The sequence below is a fragment of the Paenibacillus sp. FSL H7-0737 genome (assembly GCF_000758545.1).
GTDB lineage: Bacteria > Bacillota > Bacilli > Paenibacillales > Paenibacillaceae > Paenibacillus_AQ.
Map to the genome: position 1 here is coordinate 2,183,815 of NZ_CP009279.1, position 22,323 is coordinate 2,206,137.

The 22,323-nt window shown below is 40.6% G+C and carries 13 protein-coding genes; 8 read left to right on the top strand and 5 right to left on the bottom strand.

The features are described from left to right. Positions 1-6: 6 nt before the first annotated feature. The gene (locus H70737_RS09255) at positions 7-1,032 is read right to left on the bottom strand and encodes a glycosyltransferase family 8 protein (RefSeq protein WP_042186609.1); all 1,026 of its coding nucleotides are present in this window, start codon (positions 1,030-1,032) and stop codon (positions 7-9) included. Between the two features lie 162 nt (positions 1,033-1,194). Continuing rightward, positions 1,195-2,130, bottom strand: a complete 936-nt coding sequence (gene coaA, locus H70737_RS09260; RefSeq protein ID WP_042186610.1) for a type I pantothenate kinase — start codon at positions 2,128-2,130, stop codon at positions 1,195-1,197. A gap of 179 nt (positions 2,131-2,309) precedes the next feature. Here coaA and H70737_RS09265 point away from each other — a divergent pair, with 179 nt between their 5' ends. Next, the gene (locus H70737_RS09265; RefSeq protein ID WP_042186612.1) at positions 2,310-3,386 is read left to right on the top strand and encodes an alpha/beta hydrolase family protein; all 1,077 of its coding nucleotides are present in this window, start codon (positions 2,310-2,312) and stop codon (positions 3,384-3,386) included. A 26-nt stretch (positions 3,387-3,412) separates the two neighbouring features. Further along, the gene (locus H70737_RS09270) at positions 3,413-4,063 is read left to right on the top strand and encodes a suppressor of fused domain protein (RefSeq protein ID WP_042186614.1); all 651 of its coding nucleotides are present in this window, start codon (positions 3,413-3,415) and stop codon (positions 4,061-4,063) included. 30 nt (positions 4,064-4,093) lie between these two features. Here H70737_RS09270 and H70737_RS09275 read toward each other — a convergent pair whose 3' ends face one another. Next, a complete protein-coding gene (locus H70737_RS09275; protein ID WP_042186616.1) occupies positions 4,094-4,474 on the bottom strand; it encodes a VOC family protein in 381 nt (126 codons plus the stop codon). 221 nt (positions 4,475-4,695) lie between these two features. On the opposite strand from H70737_RS09275, the gene H70737_RS09280 reads away from it, so the two are divergent. Together H70737_RS09280 and H70737_RS09285 are read left to right on the top strand one after the other, a co-directional pair. Then, positions 4,696-5,733, top strand: coding sequence for an NADH:flavin oxidoreductase/NADH oxidase (locus tag H70737_RS09280; protein ID WP_042186618.1), 1,038 nt, complete (start codon positions 4,696-4,698; stop codon positions 5,731-5,733). A 164-nt stretch (positions 5,734-5,897) separates the two neighbouring features. Beyond that, entirely contained in the window at positions 5,898-6,335 is a 438-nt protein-coding gene (locus H70737_RS09285; protein WP_081951075.1) for a MarR family winged helix-turn-helix transcriptional regulator, read from the top strand. A gap of 90 nt (positions 6,336-6,425) precedes the next feature. Here the strand turns inward: H70737_RS09285 and H70737_RS09290 are convergent, their stop codons facing one another. Continuing rightward, on the bottom strand, positions 6,426-7,583 hold the full coding sequence (locus H70737_RS09290; protein ID WP_042186620.1) for a HupE/UreJ family protein: 1,158 nt from the start codon (positions 7,581-7,583) through the stop codon (positions 6,426-6,428). A 255-nt stretch (positions 7,584-7,838) separates the two neighbouring features. On the opposite strand from H70737_RS09290, the gene H70737_RS09295 reads away from it, so the two are divergent. After that, positions 7,839-14,561, top strand: a complete 6,723-nt coding sequence (locus H70737_RS09295; RefSeq protein ID WP_042186623.1) for a DUF4350 domain-containing protein — start codon at positions 7,839-7,841, stop codon at positions 14,559-14,561. Positions 14,562-14,616: 55 nt separating this feature from the next. Here H70737_RS09295 and H70737_RS09300 read toward each other — a convergent pair whose 3' ends face one another. After that, positions 14,617-15,201 carry a GNAT family N-acetyltransferase gene (locus H70737_RS09300; RefSeq protein ID WP_042186625.1) on the bottom strand — a complete coding sequence of 195 codons (585 nt, stop codon included), beginning with the start codon at positions 15,199-15,201 and terminating at the stop codon, positions 14,617-14,619. Positions 15,202-15,459: 258 nt separating this feature from the next. On the opposite strand from H70737_RS09300, the gene H70737_RS09305 reads away from it, so the two are divergent. From H70737_RS09305 to H70737_RS09315, 3 genes are all read left to right on the top strand, one after another. Then, the gene (locus H70737_RS09305) at positions 15,460-19,218 is read left to right on the top strand and encodes an alpha-L-arabinofuranosidase C-terminal domain-containing protein (protein WP_042186627.1); all 3,759 of its coding nucleotides are present in this window, start codon (positions 15,460-15,462) and stop codon (positions 19,216-19,218) included. A 359-nt stretch (positions 19,219-19,577) separates the two neighbouring features. After that, complete coding sequence (locus H70737_RS09310) at positions 19,578-20,099, top strand: serine O-acetyltransferase (RefSeq protein ID WP_042186629.1); 522 nt, start codon at positions 19,578-19,580, stop codon at positions 20,097-20,099. A 110-nt stretch (positions 20,100-20,209) separates the two neighbouring features. Beyond that, complete coding sequence (locus H70737_RS09315) at positions 20,210-22,042, top strand: UbiD family decarboxylase (RefSeq protein WP_042186631.1); 1,833 nt, start codon at positions 20,210-20,212, stop codon at positions 22,040-22,042. The last annotated feature ends 281 nt before the right edge of the window (positions 22,043-22,323 follow it).

Here is a 22,323-nt window from a genome sequence, read left to right on the forward strand (position 1 = left end):
CAGCCCCTATCTAATAGGGGCTGTTTTTTTACGTTTAATACGTCGTTGATATTGAATTCTTGTGTTGATTAAAGTTCCTTTTCTTCTTCTAATCGTTCTAATTAATTTCAATTGAAACAGCGAAAGGGGTGAGGTTCTTGTGCGAATAATTTTAATTCTACGTCTATAAATGATTCGTCTTTTACTTTTTCGTGTGAACCGCCGCTTAACATAGCTGACCTTCCGTCTTCTTCGTTTTAATTTGGCTTTAAAAGCTCTCCAAGGGGTTAGATTTAGGAACTTACGATATAGCGCAAATCCTGAGGAATCTTTATTCCAGCATTTCTCATCCCCGGCAAAATGGACAATTTTATTATTGTAGTCATGATCTGGGATGGCCATGTTAAATGAATTAAAACGGATATCGAGAGGGAGGTAATTCGCTCCAAAAACTGCATTTAGAACATCCTGGTCAGGCATGGTGACATCAGGGAAAGTGCGCAAGAAGTTCAGCATCTCTTGGTACCAGTTCGTATTCTGGCGGATATTATTCAAAGCAAATACGATCACTCCAGAATTAAAATAAATCTCGGGATTCAGCCCTTTGGCGCTCACAATAGATGCAACATCCATAATGCCCTGATCCCAAATCGCCCCTAAATATTTTTCATTCAGCTCGACTTGCCACAGCTCCGCGATGTCTATGTTTACCAATACATCACAATCCAGATAAATAATTTTGTCAGAAGGAATTAACGCGGGAAGCAGCAATCGGTACATACTTGCATGTGTCCACATATCGATAGAATTAATATTGGCAAGAACCTGGAGCATATCTTCGGGTAAAGTAATCGAATAAAAGCTAATCGTATGCTGATGTTTAGTGGTTAATCTGGTGAGCTTTCGCTTGTTAACTTCGGTTAAAGAGGCATCATGTAAAATATGAACATGGATTGGGGAACTTGTATGATGAAAAACTGACGCTAAAACGACACCGGCATGCTCTACATACTTTCCATCCTTATCTTGAAAGGCCAAGGCAATTTCGATCATTTGATTTATCCTCTCTCTACATTAGTGTACGAATGTACCACAGTATACGTTTGCCCTGGCAAGAGGATAAAGGCATTACACCTACGATATTCACCCAATTTTTTTTGCACATAAAAAAACCAAGCTCTGCAAATCAGAGACTTGGTTTGTTAGAACGATTTCTTATTTTCGCAGCTTAATACGATCTATGTGATGATTGTTATTTTTAAATAGTATAAGATCTGCACGATTTCTGGTAGGCAAAATATTGTGTATCAAATTTTCAAAATTGATTTCTTTCCATATTCTTTTCGAGATCTCGATAGATTCTTCTAGTGATAACTGTGCATATTTTTTAAAATAAGATTGCTCATCTTGGAAGGCGGTATCTCTAAGCTTAATAAACCGGTCAATATACCATTTCTCAATATTATTCACATCAGCATCCACATAAATTGAAAAATCAAAGAAATCAGATACAAAATAGTTTGGCATACTTTGATTAATTGTCAAACTAGTCTGAAGAACATTTAATCCTTCAACAATTAGGATGTCCGGGTTCTCGATCGTAATACATTCATTTGGCACGATATCATAAGTTAGATGCGAATATACAGGGCTTTGAACACCCGAAACACCAGACTTCACTTTAGTTAAAAATGAAATTAAACTACGTGTGTCATAGCTTTCAGGAAATCCCTTTTTCTTCATGATTCCACGTTTTTCCAGCTCAGCATTGGGAAGTAGGAACCCGTCAGTCGTAACTAAATCTACTTTTGGATGAGAAGGTAATTGAGAGAGGAGTTTCTGAAGAAGTCTAGCGGTTGTACTCTTGCCAACAGCGACACTTCCGGCGATGCCTATGATAAATGGACCTTTTTTAAGATCGTTATTAAGAAAGTGATTTATAGAATCTTTAAATGTATGAGAGGCTTGAAGCTGCAAATGTATCAATTGGGACAGAGGAAGATAGACCTCATTTACATCCTCAATCGAAATTTTATCGTTAATACTTTGGATATCGGTAAGCTCTTCTTCTGATAATTGGATAGCGGTGAAATCGCTTAGCTTCTTCCAATCCTCACGTAAATAAAGTGTATATGCTGAATTATTCACCATTAAAGTTTCCACATCCCTGATTTTTTTAAAGATTCACCTGCACTTAGGTATTATAACCGTTCATTCAACTTGATTCCATTCATAGCAATCGACATTAGTATGGACATTATGGAGAATTCATTTCAATAAATAGGAAAATAAATTAAAATATAGTGAACGAGGAAGAATGGAGTGGAACCATGGGAGTTTTTCGAAAAGTTGAAGTATTAACGGATTACACGCGCAAGGGTACGTTCCAAGAAGAGTCAGAGCCCAGAAAAATCGTGATAAGTATTTATTATCCGGATACGGATGGTTTACTCGATAACAACGAATCTGAAATGAAATATATGGATCTTTTCCGGCCCTGTGAACAACAAGCAAGAGAAATTCTACAAGATATTGGAATGAATATGGATATCATAGATCGATTATCTACCTCAATCGGCGAGGGAGCATTGCAACAAAAATCAAAACGATCCTATCCTGTCATTATCTACTCTCCTGCACTAGGCTTAGATAGAGATATGTATATTTACAATATACAAGCGCTGGTAAAGCAAGAATTCATAGTGGTAACCGTCAGTGCTGCTTATGAAGCCATGTTTACAGTTTGTCCAAGTGGAGAATTTATGAATCAATCAGAGGTCATGAGGACAATACAGGCTACAGATTATAGCGAATTACATCATTTAATTTCTATTCGAAAAAAGGATATAAAGTATGTATTAGATCACCTATCCAATCTGAATTCAAGAATGGAAAGTTTTGATATGGACAAGGTTGGCATTGTTGGACATTCAATCGGCGGTGCTACTGCATTAGATTTAACTATGGAAGATGATAGAATTAAAGCCGCAGTTTTATTAGATGCAAGTATGCATTTATATATTGAGAATGAAGTGAAGAATACCGTACCCCTGCTTGTAATAAGGCAAAAAGCTTCTACTTTAGAATCCTTAAGCATTATTTTACAGGAAAAAATAGCAAATGATTTCATCAAAGGACAAGAGAAGCTTTTCCGGAATTGGAATGGATATAAGTCTTTTTTGAAAATACGAAAGGCAACGCATATGTCCTTTAGTGATATGCCTCTTTTTGAGGAGGACGAGACTTTATATCATAGAACTTGTGGGATTCATAATCAGATAAATGAGCTTGTCGCTAATTTTTTTCAGGAGCATCTATTGAATCAGGGTAATGCTTATTCTACATTCATTAGTTATAATCATAGTGATTTCTGTGTGATCAATGGCAGTGGAGATGAAATTCTGTAATCTAGTAATAAGGGAGGGGATTATAAATGCATTCAGCTCAGTCTCATCAGATAATATGTAATCATATTGAACAATACATAGGGGTTATTGATAATGTTTTTAAAGAGGTTATTTCAGATGTTCTGTCCATTGATATTCTAATTGTTAACCCGACGCCTGAGCGGAATTACTATACTTTAATTACATCAGGAATGAGTGAATTTGCGATGCAGGTTCCAGATGGTGCAGAAGAATATCAATTTACTGAATTAATGATTTGCCTTCCTCCTACATGGAAGCTGTCTGATGAGGCTTTTAAGGACGAAAGAAATTATTGGCCAGTTCGTGCGCTAAAAACAATGGCTAGGTTTCCACATGAATATAATACATGGCTCTATATGGGGCATACGCTAGTCAACGGTAATCCAGTAAAGCCTTATAGTGAGGATACAGGATTTCAAGGGATGTTTGTGTGGGTGCCAGATGTTGAAGATAAAGCTGGATTTTTTAATTTGGAAATGAACAGTGAGAAAGTGGTGCACTTCTATACTTTAATTCCGCTTTATGGAGAAGAGTTAGATTATAAAGTTAAGCATGGCGAGGAAGAACTTCTTAATAAGTTAAATAAGATTGGGGTTACCGATGTTCTGAATCCTTCCCGTAAAAATAGCTGTAAGAAGATATTTGGACTCTTTTAAAAATAAAAAAACGGCCGAGGGCCGTTTTTTTTATCCTTTAATCCCAAAAGCAATCCAGCGCCCATCAACATCTTCAATAACAAATTCCTTGTTATTATAGTCGGTGTTTGCTAATGCTCGGACAATGTTAACACCAGCTGCTTCAAATTCTTTCTCCAACTGCTCTTGCTGTTTCGTAATAAAATAGGCATCGTAACCATAGCCATACAATTCTCGATTAGGAATAACCCTTTGTCCTTGTGATTGAGTAAGGATAATTTCTGTATCATCACGATAGAGGCAAACATGCGGTTCTTCCGTATCTAAATAGGGCACAACTTGAAAACCTAAGTACTGATTGTAATAAGCAGCGGTGCGCTCAATATTCAGGGTAGGAAAGATACTATGTGATTGTAAAAGCTTTTTGTCCACTTGTGAGTTCATCCTTTCTAAGAAAATAGATACCCATATATTACCTTGCGACAAAGATTTCAACAATACGTGGAGTTATTAAACCGCAGGAGACATTCATGGTTGACACCATAGATATTCTATACTAATATACATGCATGAGCATACATTAATTAATTTCTGCTAAAACATGTTTTTAATGTTCATAATAAATTTAGTTTTTTATAAAGAGGAGAGATATCATGAAGAACTTGTTTACCCCTTATGAAATGAAAGATTTGAAATTGAAGAACCGCGTGGTTATGCCTCCAATGTGCCAGTATTCAGTGACTAACAAGGACGGAATTGCTACCGATTGGCATTATAATCATTACGTAAGCCGCGCCATTGGAGGAACAGGATTAATTATTATTGAAATGACCGATGTAGAGCCTGATGGCCGAATTACTGATTTTGACCTTGGCATTTGGTCCGATGAGCAAATACCTGCATTGGCTAGAATTGTTGATGCTTGTCATGCTTATGGGGCAAAAGTAGGTATTCAAATTGCTCATGCTGGTCGTAAGGCTGAAGATGCAGCAGTTCCTGTATCCTCTTCTGCCGTTCCATTTGATGCTGACTCCAAAACACCACGTGCCCTAACGACTGAAGAAGTGAAGGGTATGGTTGAAAAATTCCGGTTAGGCGTGAAGCGTGCGATTCAAGCGGGGTTTGATGTTATCGAGCTTCATGGTGCGCACGGTTACCTTATTCATCAGTTCCATTCACCATTAACGAATCAAAGAACAGATGAATATGGCCAAGATTTGACCTTGTTTGGTACTGAAATCATTCGTGCAGCGAAAAGTGAAATGCCTGAAGGAATGCCATTGATCATGCGTATCTCAGCTCAAGAATATGTAGAGGGCGGATACGGCATTAAAGAAAGCTTGGCATTTAGTAAAGCTTATAAAGAAGCTGGCGCAGATATTTTCCATATTAGTGCAGGTGGTGAAGGTCCTATCGCGGCTGCTGGCAAGCCAGGAACACATGCGGCGTATCAAGTTCCTTTGGCAAGAGAGATCAAATATGGTTTGAATGTACCGGTGATTGCTGTAGGTAGATTGGATGAACCTGCTCTTGCTAATGCAGTCATTGGGAATGAGGAAGCAGATCTTGTTGCAGTTGGTCGGGGGATGCTGAGAAATCCATATTGGACGCTGGAGGCTGGAGTTGAGCTTCAGCAAGACCCTAGTATTCCTCGGCAGTATGCCTTTGGATTTCCTAGAATTAAAGGCTAAGGACTAACGAAATTAAATGAAATCAGTTGGAAAGACCGGCTTCTTGGAGAAACGGTCTTTTCTCTTTTTTGGATTAAGCTTGGCACAATAGATGTGGAGTGTAGTACTATTATATAGAAGAAAAAATTCATGAATAGTCATACGCTCAGGAGATGAAGAGATAGATGGACAAAATTCTTAACAATGACCTTATCGCGAATTGGTTGACGTTAACGCATATACAAATGAATGTGACGAATGAATTAGAAGTTAATTTGCAAGCGAATCATGGTTTATCTTTAAAAGAGTTCTACTTGTTATTATTCTTGTCGGAAGCCCCAGAGAAAAAACTGAAACTGCAGAAACTTGAATCGATGGTTGGTTTAAGCCAAAGTGCCGTTTCACGTTTAGTTAGCCGGTTTGAAGCCAAGGGCTGCGGAGCTTTAGAGAGAAAAGCATGCGACAGTGATCGCAGAAGTATTTATACCTCCCTAACCTCCATTGGTGAGGCCAAGCTCATCCGTGCACAAGAAACCTTTAAAGACACGCTAATGAAGGCATTCCCGGAAAAAGATGTGGAACAGCTTCTAGCGCAAATGCTTCGTATGAAGCAGCAATCATGAATCAGCTCAAAAAAACCTCTGTTTAGGTAAATGGATCGTATCTCCATTTCCCATGCAGAGGTTTTTTTGCGTGAGACTATAGGGTTTATTCTAGAAGAACAATCTCTCCACTAGCCAAAAGGCGCCAAGTGCAGTAATTAACCATGAACCATATGCGATAACCGGTTTGTAGAAATTTCTTTTTTGGAGAAAAATAAGTACCGGAAGCAAAACAATAACAATACATAATTGGATAAATTCAATTCCTACATTAAAGCTCACCAGATCCACAGCCAAATGTGCTTTTGGCAAGTTCATTTCTTGAAGAATATCTGCAAAGCCAATGCCATGAATGAGTCCGAACAGGAAAGTTATGAGCGCGCGGAAACGGATTTTTTTACGAAAAATATTCTCAAGCGCTACATAACAAATACTGAGTGCAATTACAGATTCAACAACTCGTGAAGGCAAGGAGATCCAGCCCAGAACCGCGAGTGTTAACGTAATGCTGTGTGCTAAAGTGAAAGCTGTGATAATTGCAGCATATTGTTTGAGCGTTTGTTTTCTTAATAGTAGAGCGAATAGGAATAACAAGTGATCATAACCAGTAAGAATATGGTTCATTCCCAGTTTGAAAAAAGAAAACCAATCGGATGAGGACCCAGAATTACCTGATGAAGACGAATTGGTGGATGATGATAATTGCTGCTCCTGTTGATCCTCTGTTAGCAGCATGGTCCACGTCCGGTCTTTTCCTTGCATTACGGTTTCGCTAGTCTGATTTCCGTTATGTGCAGTAATTAAATTGACATACGGTGAACTTGTTGCTTGTGAATATAGGCCGTCGTTGATTGCGATGGTTTGTCCAGGCACAAAGGCAGGATAGGTAAAATTCCAGGTAAGAACCTCTTTATCCCCTTTTTTATCAAGGAATAGATCTTGAAGCTCTGGAGCTTGCTGTTGATCATTCATTTCCAAGATGACGCTATCTTCGATCCATTCTTCTAAACGATGCTTATTGCTCTCAATCTCATTCTCTTCCAATATTCCATTTCCGTTCATATCTACGTTATCCATGCTTTCAATAATCGAAATGACGTCCAATGAAAATGAAAAATCGGTCTTGTCCTTATCAAAAGTAACGGTAGTATAACTGGCACTAAGTGGATGTGCGGAAGCCGTTAGTTGAGAAGAAGTCATAGAAATAAGGAAAATTACAATAAAGATTAATGATTTTAATAGGTTGGAGCGGTTCTTACGAGCTGACAAAGTTGTTCCCCCTTGAAGATAAATATGTATTAAATGATGTTATTACAGTTGATCATAATCTTAAATTGTCATTGGAGTGTTAACTGAAAAGATAAAATAAGGGTTGTATGAGCGAATATTTTAAATAAAAACTAAAAATTCTAATATTTTTTTAATTAAATTTTACAAAACGAAATAAAACAATAACAACTCGTTTACAAAGCAGGTTTATGATGAAAATATAGCTGACATGTTATACGAGGAGGAATTTTGTTCATGAGTTTGAAGTTTGAGAAAGTGAAAAAACGGACAAGTTTAGCATTAGCTGTATTGCTGTTCTTGTCTATGATTCCGCAAGGATTGCTATTGCCTAAGGTTGCAGGAGCTGCTTCTGCGCATGTAGTAATCAGCCAAGTATTTGGTGGGGGAGGGAATAACGGGGCTCCATATTCCTATGATTTTATAGAGCTGTATAACCCAACTGACGATGATGTGGATCTGAATAATTATGCTGTTCAGTATGCTTCCAAGGCGGGGGCATTTACGGCTGTTACATCAGGGACCGTAAGTATGACACCACTCACGGGTAAAGTTATTAAATCACATGGATTTTTATTAATTCAGGGTGCAAAGGGAGCTAATGCTCCGGCAGACCTTCCTGTTCAAGCTGATGTGATTGGAAATATTAATTTATCAGGAACTGAAGGAAAGGTTGCACTTACAAGCATACAGGCTGCCATTTCAGGGATTTCAGATCCTAGTGTGGTTGACTTTCTAGGCTTCGGTGGTGCCAACGAGTCAGAAGGAACTAAATTATCGGCTCTAAGCAATTCTACCAGTGCACAACGGAGATCAGAGGATGGAAGTAACACTGGACCAGGTAAAGGTGCTGGATTAGATACAGATAACAACAGTACGGATTTCGTTGTGGGGCCTGTCCTTGCTCCAAGAAACTCTGCTACACCAGCTATTGTGATTACCAAAAGCTCACAACCGCTTGGGCAGAACATTCAATTCACTAATGAAGGTACATTGGGTATGGTCACAGGAAATATTGCGTCTGTTACAGCAGACACTTACGTATCCTTGTATCTTAATGATCCAAGTACAGGTTCAGTTGCGGTCACGAATGCTGTTTATGCAGATGCGTCAGGGGCATTTAACAATTTAACCTTTGATAATACTGGCGGCAGTACACAAGTTTACCTAACGGCTAAAGATCTAGATAAAAGTGCAAGTAGTCCTGTAGTTATTCGTTTGGCTGTGCCGAGTGCAGCTCTTAATCCGGACAAGCTTAACTATTATCTTGATTCCCAAGGTGGAGGTAGAATTGTAGGGGCTGCAGGTGCTGCTGTTCCTAATTCAACAATCTACAGCTACAATAGCTCCACAACTGGAAGCCGTAACTCCAATACAACAGATGGAAAAGACTATGTTGTTGCTGGAGCAGATGGATCGTTCACCTTTACTTTCACAGGTGGTATGGATGATGTTTATGTATCACAGTTGACCGTAACCTCTAATGGTAGAAATTTGGAGGGTCCTCGAACTGTAGTTACTAAAGAAGACACATCGGTTATTACACCGATCAGCACGATACACACAAATGATAGCAACGGTAAATCGGATAAAATTAATCAAGTGTTTACGATTCAAGGTGTAGTCATTGGTAATAATGAATTGACAGCAAGCAATACCTTCTATATGCAAGATGCTACAGGAGGAATCGCGGTCTTTGGAACCCTTCCAACGGGTGTTACAGTAACACAAGGTGATTTAGTTACAGTCACAGGTGCGATTCAATTTTATAATGGCTTAACAGAAATAACCCCTACGAAAGTTGTGAAGAATGGAAAAGCCGCGCTTCCTATTCCTACAGAATCTACTTTGTTAGATTTAATCAATTACACAAAGGCAGAACCACTGGAAGGCACATTAGTTCAATTCACAGGTAAAATCACTAACATTCCAGCGATGGCTGGGAATGGTTATAACATTACCGTTGCAGAGACTGTAACGAACAAAACGATTACGGTTCGTGTTACTACAGCTAGTGGAATTGATGTTCCGACGAAGCTGGAGAAGGATTTAACCTACACATTTACCGGGATATTCAGTCAGTATGTGTCAGGTACTACTTTTAAGAGTGGGTATCAGGTATTTCCTAGATCCATCGAAGATGTAAAAGAAGTTAAAGAGCTTGCACTTACACATCAAGCGATTACACAGGCTTATGCTAATGCGGATATTCAATTTGCCGCTAAAGCTAAAAATGCTGATTCTGTAATTATTCACTACAGAACCATTGGTGGGGTATATGCTTCATTACCTATGAGTACTACTGATGGCAGCAGCTATACAGCACATTTGAATTCTAGCTTTGTTGCTTCAGGTAATAGTTTTGAGTATTACATAGAGGCTAAGATGGGTGAAGTCACTAAGCAGTCGGGTACACCGGATGCACCCTTTAAGGTTTCTGTAGTTGAGGATACATTTGCACCTGAGTTTTTCGAAGAGACTCCAATGTCAGGTACGAGGATTGAAGATAGACAGCCAGTAATTTCTGTAAAATATGATGAACCGAGCGGTTTGGATGCATCCACTTTAGTGGTCAAGCTGGATGGAAATACTGTTCCGGCTACCATTAACGGAGATATCATCATGATTACCAATAGCAGCGAACTTGCGATTAGTGATCATACGGTTGTCGTGAATGTTAGTGATAACAAGCATAATGCGGGAACGTATAAATGGACTTTTACAATTACACCTATCTTTACAGGCGGTAACCACTATCGTGGAACCACTCATAATCACACGAATATTTCACATGATGCTGCGGGTACGCCTGAAGATGCATTGAAGGCAGCCGAAGCACATAACTATGATTTTTTCGCTTTTTCAGATCATTCGCATGATATTGATGCCGCGATGGTAGGCTCGGATACCGTAGATCATAAAGGTCAACCGGAACGTACGGGTGGAGAAGACTGGAAATTAACGAAGGATCTAGCGAAGCAATACACTAAAAATGATAGCTTTGTTGTATTCCCAGCGTTTGAAATGACTTCAACTACTTGGGGTCATTCCAACGTATTTGGAACCGACAATTTTATTGATCGTAAACAAAACTCCGGTCAATATCAAGATTTGAGTAAGTATTATGCATGGGTATTGACGTATGACGATATCGTGGCGCAGTTCAATCATCCCGATATGTCAGCGAACGCTTTTAATAATTTCGCACCTTATGACAAAAATGTTGATAAATTGTTCACCATGTTTGAGGTGGGTAATGGATCAGGTCATTATGGCTATGCGAATGCAGAAAGTAAATACTTCAAAGCACTAGATTTGGGATGGCATGTAGCCCCAACTTATGGTGAAGATAACCATGATGGTACATGGGGTCAGACCAATGCGAGAACAGTAATCGTATCCGATGATTTGTCGCAGGAATCTTTGCTGCAGTCGATGCGCAATATGCGCGTGTACATGAGTGAAGATCCAAACTTTACATTAGATGTTCTTGCGAATGGCAGTTACATGGGAGCAACAGTGAAGGGCAATACCCTTAACTTCTCAATAGCAGGGAAAGATGATGTTGTTGAAGAGAAGAGCAAGCCTGAATATAGTTACCTCAGCAGTTCATATAAATCAGACGATCGTGTTGCTAAGGTAGAATTGATCACGAATGGCAACAAAATTATCCAAACAGCAAAACCAATGACTAAAGATTTCACTTGGAGTCCTTCTGTTGAAGTAACAGGCGGTCAACAATGGTTCGTTGTAAAGGTAACACAAATGGACGGAGAGCAAATTTATTCCGCTCCAATCTGGTCACAAGATGTAACTACAGACATTAAGATTAGCGGTATTAATATTGTAGGCAACAGCTTGGTTTCCGGTAGTCCGACTACCTTGGAAGCGGGATTAACTAACCTTGGATCACAGGATCTAAGTAATCTTAAGGTTCACTTTTATTATGATGTTGTTGACTCCGCTCATTTGATTAACGAAGTTGTAGTTCCTTCCGTATTATCTAAGGGTACAGCAACTGCTCAAGTGTTATGGTCCAATCCAGTTCAAGGCAATCATAAATTAATTGCAGTAGTAGATGCGCCGCCTGGCGATTCACCGGATGATAACCAGTTCGAGTTGGAAGTGGCCATTAAGGCTTCCTTGGGAATTAAAGTATTGATCGATGCCTCACATAAAAATGAGAACACATCAACCGATGGAAGTACGTATAAAGACAATCTGAAAAGTTTCACCACACAGCTTCGGCAGGAAGGATACACTGTCGTAGAGAACACTGGAGCTATCACAGATACAACATTGACGGATGTAAGTGTACTAATGTTTACACATCCTTCGGCGGCTGTGACTGATGCTGAAAGCACGGCGATAAAAGATTTTGTAGCGCGCGGAGGTTCATTGTTCTTAACAGAGAAGAGTAATAATGGTAGTTCAAGACCTACCATCAGTAATGATCTACTAGCAAAGATTGGATCTACGATTCAGGTCAGTAATGACGGTATTTTTGATACAAGTCCTGAAGGTAACTTCTGGTCTCAACCTGTAGGAACGAACACATATACGGTTAGATTACATCCAGGATTAGTGAAAAACTATATTACAGACCGGGCATTGACCGTTGAGTATTACAGTGGGGCCAGCTTGGAAAAAGTCGGACATCAAGCACTAGCAGATACGGATAAAGTAACCATCCTTGTATCAGGTAATGAAACGACATACCAAGATAAGATCGCTGCCGGCGGATACGTTTATGATATTATCGATGACGGTATTGGTGGCTCGGCAATTCCTGCAATTGCTTCAGAAGAAGTAGGGAAAGGGCGCATTATTGTCTCCGGTATGAACTTTGTGAATGATAAGCAATTGGATGAATCTTATAATCCTAAAGGCAATAATGAACTTGGATTGAATTCTATCAATTGGCTAGCTCACAGAGAAACGAAGATCGACACTATTGCTAGCCTTAAGACACAACCAGAAGGAACAGCTGGAGTAGTTGAGGGAACAGTCGTTACGGGCTCGGACATCTTCTTCGATGCGTTCTATGTTCAGGATGCTTCCGGTGGGATTATGGCCTTTAAAGAAGTTCCTGAGAAGAGTTTGGTTGAAGGGGATACCGTACGAATTTACGGAAAAACGAAACTATTCGAGAATAACTATGAACTTGAATTTGATTCGTTCGCGATGGACGTAATTAAAACAGGACATACGGATCCGGTACAACCACTTATATTAACTACAGCACAGGCTAATTTGGATAGTAATCAAGGGCTGTTAGTAAAAGTGACGGGGAAGGTTCGTTCACAATTCGATGAGAACTCCTATGTTATTGATGATGGCTCAGGTCCAATTCTGGTCTTTGCCGATGGGTATATCGTGAAACAGAGTGGTCCTGTTCCGGTATTGGCAATCGGTGACACTTTTGTAGCCGTGGGGGTTACCGGCAAGAATACGGAAGGAACTCGTATCCGGGTACGGGATACTAAGGAATTGGCTAAAGGTACAGATGAACCAACACCTACGGCAACGACAGCAACGCCAACGCCGGCAGCAACAGCGACAGCAACGCCAACAGTGACACCAACGTCGACAGTAACACCAACGCCGACAGCAACAGCAACATCAACAGCAACAGCAACGCCGGTGGTAACACCATCTCCATCAGCAGATCCAACATCACTAGTTTCAGTGTCGACACCGAAACCGACGTCAACACCAGTGCCAGCAGATCATTCGGCATTATTGGATAACAGTAAGATATCCGTGACCACTGAAGTGGGTAAGGATGGCGTGACATACGATAAAGTATCTGTCGATGCCAATTCACTTACTAAAGCTCTTCAAGCGCATGCACAAGCAGTTCTAGGAGTTCAGGTTTCCACAAATCCGATTAAAATCGAACTGCCTTTACAGGCATTTGCACCAACGGACGGTTCTAGAAAAGGATCTAGTCTACTGATTCAGAATAACGGCTACTTCTATAATCTTCCTTCTAGTGTGATTCCTTCGGCAGAGTTGATTAGTAGTCTAGGTGTGGATATGAAAGATATTACGATTACGATTGTGATTTCAAAAGTGGATGATCAATTAGCTAGTCTTATCAATCAAGCAGCGAATCGAAAGAATGCCAGCTCGATAAGCCAGGCGTTGAAGTTTGAAATTACCGCAGAGGGTAATGGCAAGATGATAAAGATTAATAACTTTGGTACGTATTATGTATCTAGGGCCATTAATCTGAATACAGTACTTGATCCACGAGTCAGTACGGGAGTCCGTTATGATGAAGCAACTGGTGAGCTTGTATTCGTACCGACATTCTTTACGGTAAAAGGCAATGAAACCGTAGCAGAGATGAAACGAAATGGAAACAGCACCTACACAGTTATCCACTCTGATGTTACGTTTAATGATATTAAAGGTCATTGGGCGCAGAGCGATATCGAGCTTCTTGCATCTAAATTAATTGTTAAGGGTGAAACCTCTACACGTTTTGCACCTGAGCAGCAAATTACAAGAGCGGAGTTCGCAGCTTTACTAGTACGGTCACTTGGGCTGGATGCTCAAGGGACAACGGTGAAGTTCAAGGATGTGAAGGCGAGTGATTGGTTCTATGGCGCTGTTGCCGCGGCAACAGATGCGAAGATTGTAAATGGGCTTGAAGATAACAGCTTCCACCCATTAGCACCGATCAGCCGTGAAGAAATGGCAGTGATGACGCTTCGTGCACTGACCTATGCAGGCTATACTTCATCTGCAGCGAACCCAAGTAATGTTTTAGCTTCTTATAAAGATAAAGGATCTATTGGAAGCTGGGCTGAAGCATCTGTCTCCGAATTAATCGCTAACCAGGTTATGAATGGGATGACAGAGACTACCTTCGCTCCTAAAGCGTTGGCAACTCGTGCACAAGCGGTTAAGATTCTTAAACAATCTCTACAATCCATTAAATTCATAAACTAATTGGAACTAAAGAAAGAGCTGCCTGAGATTATTCAGGCAGCTCTTTCTTATACCATTACCGCTTAGAAAGCTGGTAATAATTATAGCTTTCATTTTCAATCGTAATTTCATTAATTAACTCGAAGTCACATTTCTGTATAACTTTATTTGAGGGTGTATTGTGTACCAGAGCAATAGCGTTTAATACATCGGTAGAAGTGTGCTCAAACAAATACTTAATTAACCCCTTGGCAGCTTGTGTGGTATACCCTTTGCCGCGATGATCCTTGGATATGGCATACATGATTTCTCTGTTCGGAGCGGGTAATTCATCCTTCATTCCTGTACAGCACCAACCTATAAACTCATTCGTCTCTTTTAAAATAATGCCTAAACGAAGACGAAGCTCCCCGATATTTCCATCCGCTGAGACCGCTTGTAGAAACTGTTGGTTTTCTTTTATTTCATAGTTTATTAACCAATCTAGCCGTTGTTCTTTAGGGACATTCCAGTCGGGCAGAAATTCTATGATTTCAGGCTGCGTGGTAAGTGCGTGAAACTCGTCTAAATCCTCCACTCTAAACTCTCGTAACAGGATATCTTTACATTCAATTGTAAATAAATCGCGTTTTGTTGTTTCATAACCTACATGGTTATTCATATTTCATCTCTCCTTCATACATTCAAATTCATTTTATCATGAATAAAAAGTACGATTTGGTAATCTTTGATTATAAAAAAAGTTTTCTTTTATTTCACACAAATATTAATTAGTTAATATATTAATTGATTATAAAGTGTGTTATTATGTTTCGTATAAAGGTTAAATGATTCACGGATGGGGCGGTTTTGTCGTAGTAATCAGTAGATTGGTTAGGCTTTTATGATTTCTAATACAAAAGATGACAGGTGATCTTCTATGAACAATGACAACAGTAATAAATCTATTAATGGTAATTTGATAGCGCATTATAAGTTTGATAACCCCGATCATGTGGGTCAAGATTACTCGGGGAATGGGAACGATGGAACCACTTCAGGGACTAAGCTGCCATCCATACAGACTGTAGCGGGTAGAAGTGCTGTTTCACTAGCGGGTGGAGAACATGGCACATCCTATATTTCTTTGCCAGATGATCTGCTTAAAGAGGTCAGCGACCAAACTGGTCTTACTGTCTCGACTTGGATGCATGTAAGTACTGGCGGGAGTTTATGGGAAAGACTGTTCGATTTCGGCAAAGGCGAGACAGGACCCTATATTTTTTTAACGCGTAATTTCCGGGGGACTTGTTTTGCGGGGGAAGATTTAGTCGCAGATCCTGGTAAATCCTTTGCTGCTGGTGAATGGGTGCACGTTGCCTTTGCGGTCACAGGAACAAAAGGTGGAACACTAAGCAGTGCAGGACCTGTGATGTATGTCAATGGTGAGATCGTTGCGGATGGAATGATAAGTCAGACTTCTAGCGGTACATATGCTAAGCTACGCACGTGGTTTGCTACATTTGAGGATCAAGTGAATTATAGTAACAATACGATCGGCAAGTCCCAGTACGCTGCAGATGTAGATTTTGGCGGCTCTCTTTCGGACTTCCGTGTATATAAAGCGGGATTAACGCAGGACGAAGTGATTGCGATTATGTGCGAGTCTTTGACAGATGAAGAGATCGTTAAGCTCGCAAAAGATAAATATTTAACCTTCACTAGTTCAATCATCACCAAAGATATCGAATTACCAGCTTCGCTCATGGGTGGAAAAGTTGACGTGTCCTGGGTATCCAGTGACTCAGCAATTATTTCTAATGCGGGAGTTGTGAATAAAACCGTCCATTCTGCTAAAGGTGTAACGCTTACAGCAGTTTTGAAAAAAGGTGACAGTACAGTAGAGAAGAGCTTCACCGTATCTGTGCTCCCAGAAGGTTTGCCACCCTACACCTTAACGATCGACGGAAACCATGAGATTTTGGATGTTAGCGAAGTTTTATATGGCCTTTTCTATGAGGATATTAATAATGCGGCAGATGGTGGAATTTATGCAGAGCTAGTGCAGAATCGTTCCTTTGAGTCGTTTGCTTTTGACAGCTATTCGCATGTATGTGGTGTGCACGGGACTTCAACAGGAAGAAATTATACACCTCTTCATGCATGGTCCGGTGACACGGACAAAATGACGGTTCATCATACAGGCGGCTTGAACGATTTCTTTGGAATCGAAGATAAAGATATGAATGCGCATTATGTGACAGTGGCAGATGGCGCGACGATCAATAACAGAGGCTTTGCGGATTCCAATCAGCACTGCTCAATGTTTATTAAGAAGGATGCTAAGTATAACTTCACGATTTGGGCGAAGGCTGAGGCAGCGGGAACAATCACCCTGCAATTGCTCGACAAAGATGGTAAAGCCATTAGCGATACAACGGTAGTTGAGTTGTACGGTGACGGTAACTGGAAGAAGTATGGTGTAGAGTCTAAGCTAGTATTAACAGGATCTGAAACTGTACTCGGTCAGCTGGCGTTAACCTTTAACGGTGAGATTTCCATTGATATGGTCTCCTTAATGCCGGAAGATGTTTGGGGCGCTGGGGAAGAAGAACGCTCTGCTACAGCTCATGCTAACTATAAAGGAAATTCCAACTATAGATTGCGAAAAGACTTAGTGAATGCACTCGTCGATCTTCATCCTACATTCTTGCGTTTCCCGGGGGGCTGTATTTCTGAAGGCTCTCACATTTGGGAGAATGTGTACGATTGGAAAGAGTCCGTCAACGATATCGAACTTCGCAAAGAGAACTATAATGTATGGGGCTACATGATGACCATGGGTCTTGGATATATGGAGTATTTTCAATTAGCCGAAGATTTGAATGCAACACCACTTCCGGTTATGGCCTGCGGCGTACTCTGTCAAGCTCGTTCGGATTATGCGAATCCAGCTGGCGGTGCGTTAAGAGATTATTATGTGAAGAACTTTACGGATCTGATTGATTTCGCGATTAGCATGGATTTTGACAATAACGAGTGGGCCGCTTTGCGTAAAAAGATGGGCCATGAAGCAGCGTTTGACCTGCGTTACTTGGGTGTGGGGAATGAAAACTGGGGCACAGAGTTTTTTGCCAACTTCGAGTATTTTAAAACAACGATTGATGAATATATGGTGAAAAACTACCCTGATCATGAACTGACCATTCTTTCTACGGTTGGAGCACAAGCAGATGATGATGCCTATCAACAAGGCTGGAAATTCCTAAGCGGAAATCTACAGGGCTCGGAACAGATCAGCTTCACGGATGGAACATCGAGTATTGAAGAGACGGTTACCTGGTATGAGAAACAAAAAAACTACATGGATACGATTGCGGACGAGCATTACTACCGTTCCAACGAGTATTTGTTAGAGAATGCGGATCGCTACAATTACTATTACAGAGCTTATAAAGAAGATGGCAGCTTGGACGAGGCTGAAACTTCGAAGGTTTTTGTGGGTGAATATGCTTCGACAGATAAAAATACTTTGGCAGGAGCGATTGCTGAAGCAGCGATTATGTCCAGCTTCGAGAATAACTCTGATGTGATTAGACTAGCTGCAACGGCACCTTTGTTCAATAAGGTATTAACAGATGGCACCTACAGATGGACACCAGATTGTATTTGGTTTGATGATGAAACTGTATGGTACACGCCGAACTACTATGTTCAACAGCTGTACGCTAAATATCTCGGCACCAAAGTGGTTGGCACATCGTTCTCGACATATCGCAACGGGGAAAAGGTAGACCTCATTCCTCACGGAGGAATTGAAGTGGCTGCCGGGAAATCATCTGTAGTTGTGAAGCGGGTGAAGGTTACTTCGAATACGGATGGCAGCGTTATGTTAGAGCAAGATTTTACACAGCCGCTGCATGAAGCTTGGAAAGTCATTCCTGGTTCTGCCGGATATACGATTGATCCTTCCAAAGGTCTAGTCTTGAAGGCACAGAACAGCGGGCTGAATGGATTGTATATTCTCAATGACGCGTGGACTAATTATAAAGTAGAGGTCGTTCTTGAAAAAGCTTCCGGCGAAGATGGCTTCTATGTAGGTGCAGGTCTGACAGACATTTCACCGGAAAATAAAGATGTTATCGAATATGCGATTGGCTATAATGGCGATGCCACAGGAGTCAAGGTGTACAAGCAAGGGATTGAGGCTTATACACTCGGCGATTATTCCTCTAGTACAGCAGCGGGTAACCTTAGAGCTAGTTGCTATGAAGAGCTAGCGGATCATACGGAATATACCATCACTGTTAATTATGGTGGAGCAGATGGCAAGCATTTGATTTGCTCTTACACAGATGGCAAGGCAACAAGCAAAGTGCTTGATTATAAGCTCGAAGCGTATAACAGAGAATTATACAATTCCGTTACTAAAGATGATAAGCATCTCTATGTGAAGCTTGTGAATGCGGATCGTGTAGATAAAGCAACGAAGCTTGATCTGAAAGGCTTAAACGTAGCTACTACCGGTAAATGGATTACTTTAACGGGCGATGCTTCGCTAGTTCACACACCTAATGTGAACAGAAAAAATGATGAGAAGGTTACTCCAGTTGAAACGGAAATCAGGTTTGATAAAGACACTGCAATTGTAAATCTAGCTGCCCATTCTGTGAACGTGATTGTTCTGGATCTTATTTAATAGAAAAGATAGCATTCAGCGCGCGCCGATATCACCTCGGCGCGTGTTGTTGTTTAAGAAGGCTTGTAATCGGTTGATGTTTATATAGGGAGAACTGTCCACTTCTTGATGAATCTCTGAATCTAACATACACTGGTGAAAGCACAATCACCCGAATGACTCTCCATCCTGCGATCCTCCCAGAATATTTTTTCAAAATATAAGAAAGTATAAGTTTCACGCTATACATCATCCTTATATTTCTCGCTTAAACGCTTACCGTCCTTGTAAGGACGCCGAAGGCGTTTATGCTTGCCACACTAAGGCTTTCATTTCACGAGAATATAGTTCATATCTTGCCCCAATAGGAGGATGATACAATGATGAAATTATTCAAAACGGACTGGAAGGCGAATCTAAAAAATCCACAAACGATTATGGCTTTGTTTACTTATCGTTTTGGAAATTGGGTGTATTATCGGGTGAAAAGTGGCCTGATCCGCAAACCTTTGTGGCTCCTATATCGAATAATGGATGTGCTTTTTGTTCGAATTGTTGCCAGTGGAGAGCTTCATGCAGAGGCTCAAATTGGTGATGCACTTCATTTACCGCATGGGTTAAATGGAATTATCATTAGTCCTAAAGCGGTGATTGGCAACAACGCTACTATTTTTCACCAAGTGACCATTGGGGGGAGAAATAACTTAGGGGAACCCGTGATTGGTGATAGAGCATTTATCGGAGTAGGTTCTAAGATACTAGGCCCGGTTACGCTGGGGAACGATGTTAATATCGGAGCTATGTCTGTTGTGGTTAAAGATGTGCCGGATAATGCTTCGGCAGTAGGGATTCCTGCCAGAAATATTTTAAGAGATGAACCCAAACCTGAGAATACAAGATAACGGCGGGATGTTCTATTACATAGGGTATCGCTTTATTTTAAAAAGTTACAGGGTATAATTAAAGCATCCAAGAAATCTTCTAATAACCTTCTAGAGATCGGAGTAATGAAATGAAATATAGCAATTTAGAAGAGTGTGTTAATGATTTAGAGAAACATGGACATTTGGTTCGTATTCGTGAAGAAGTGGACCCTTATCTGGAGATGGCCGCGATTCACTTGAAGGTTTATGAAGCTGGTGGCCCTGCATTATTATTTGAAAATGTAAAAGGCTCGAAATTTCGTGCCTTATCTAACCTTTTTGGAACGCTAGAGCGCAGTAAGTTTATTTTTCGGCGTACTTGGAACTCCACACATAACGTAATTGCACTTCGTAACGATCCTATGAAGGCACTTAAGAATCCTTTTAAATATGTAGGGACAGGACTATCTGCGAGAAAAGCATTGCCTATTAAAAAGCCGGGTGGTCTACCAAGTGGTTTTCAGGAAGTCAGTATTTCTGATCTTCCGCTGATCACACATTGGCCGGAGGATGGTGGCGCTTTTGTCACATTGCCGCAAGTGTATTCCGAAGATCCAGACAAGCCTGGCATTATGAATTCCAATCTGGGGATGTACCGTGTTCAGTTGAATGGTAATGATTATGAACTCAATAAAGAGGTTGGTATTCACTATCAAATTCACCGCGGTATCGGCGTGCATCAAGAAAGAGCCAATCGAAAAGGAGAACCGCTTAAAGTGAGCTGTTTTATCGGCGGACCTCCAGCGCATACGTTATCGGCTGTAATGCCTTTGCCTGAGGGTATGAGTGAGATGATCGTTGCCGGTTTACTTTCGGGACGTCATTTCAGCTATAGCTATGTAGATGGATATTGCATTAGTAATGATGCGGATTTTGTGATCACAGGGGAAATTCATCCTGGTGAGACGAAGCCGGAAGGACCTTTTGGCGATCATTTAGGCTATTACAGCTTAGTGCATCCTTTTCCAGTTATGAAAGTACATAAAGTGTACGCTAAAAAGAATGCAATCTTTCCATTTACGGTTGTCGGCAGACCCCCACAAGAGGATACCGCTTTTGGTGAGTTAATTCACGAGTTAACGGGTGGAGCTATCCGACAAGAAATCCCGGGTGTCAAAGAAGTTCATGCAGTAGATGCTGCTGGTGTTCATCCCCTTTTGTTTGCGATTGGCAGTGAACGTTATACACCTTATCAACAAGTGAAGCAGCCAGCGGAGATTCTTACGATCGCGAATCGGATATTAGGCACAGGTCAGCTTAGTTTAGCTAAATTCTTGTTTATTACAGCCGAAGAGAAACAACCTATCAGCACACATGATGTTGAGGATTTCTTGACGTATATTTTAGAGCGAATTAATCTTCGCAGAGATATTCATTTCTATACGAATACAACGATTGATACCCTTGATTATTCTGGTACAGGACTAAACAGCGGAAGTAAGGTGATTTTCGCTGCGGTTGGGGAGAAGAAAAGAGAGCTATGTACAGAGGTTCCTGACATACTTGAAGAACTACAGGGATTTGGACATGCAAAGATGGTGATGCCGGGTCTCGTGGCGCTTCAAGGCTCTAAATTCACTACTTACGCTGAAGCAGCGCAGGAAATGAACAAGCTTAGCGAAGCGATTCAAGTACAGGGAGCACTCCCATCTTGTCCGATGATTATTGTATGTGATAATAGCGAGTTCTTAAGTGATAGAATTGAGAATTTCCTATGGGCGACGTTCACACGCAGCAATCCTTCTCATGATATATATGGCGTGAACAGTTCAACGGAGTATAAGCATTGGTCATGTGATAACGTGATTATTGATGCGCGTGTAAAACCTCATCAAGCGCCACCATTAATTCCGGATCCAGTGGTTCAAAAGCATATCGAACGATTATTTGCTCCAGGTGGGAGCTTAAACGGTAAGATCTAACCATAACTCAAAGACCTTCTTGGGAAACCAAAGAGGTCTTTTTGCTGTTTTTTGAAATGATTTTACTCATATGAAATTAAAAATGTATAGGTGTATTCTGGGTTTTATGTCCCAGCTTGTCACGAAATCGTAGGATTTTATAACTATAGGCGAGTGATTTGAACGGTTTAGTGTATGATAAACTCTGTTTTTTAAATGTTCATAGTGAAACTTAGGTGGTAGTATCGTGTTGGATATGAGTGCATCTGGAAATAATTATCCAGAAAAGTGTCTGAGCAAGG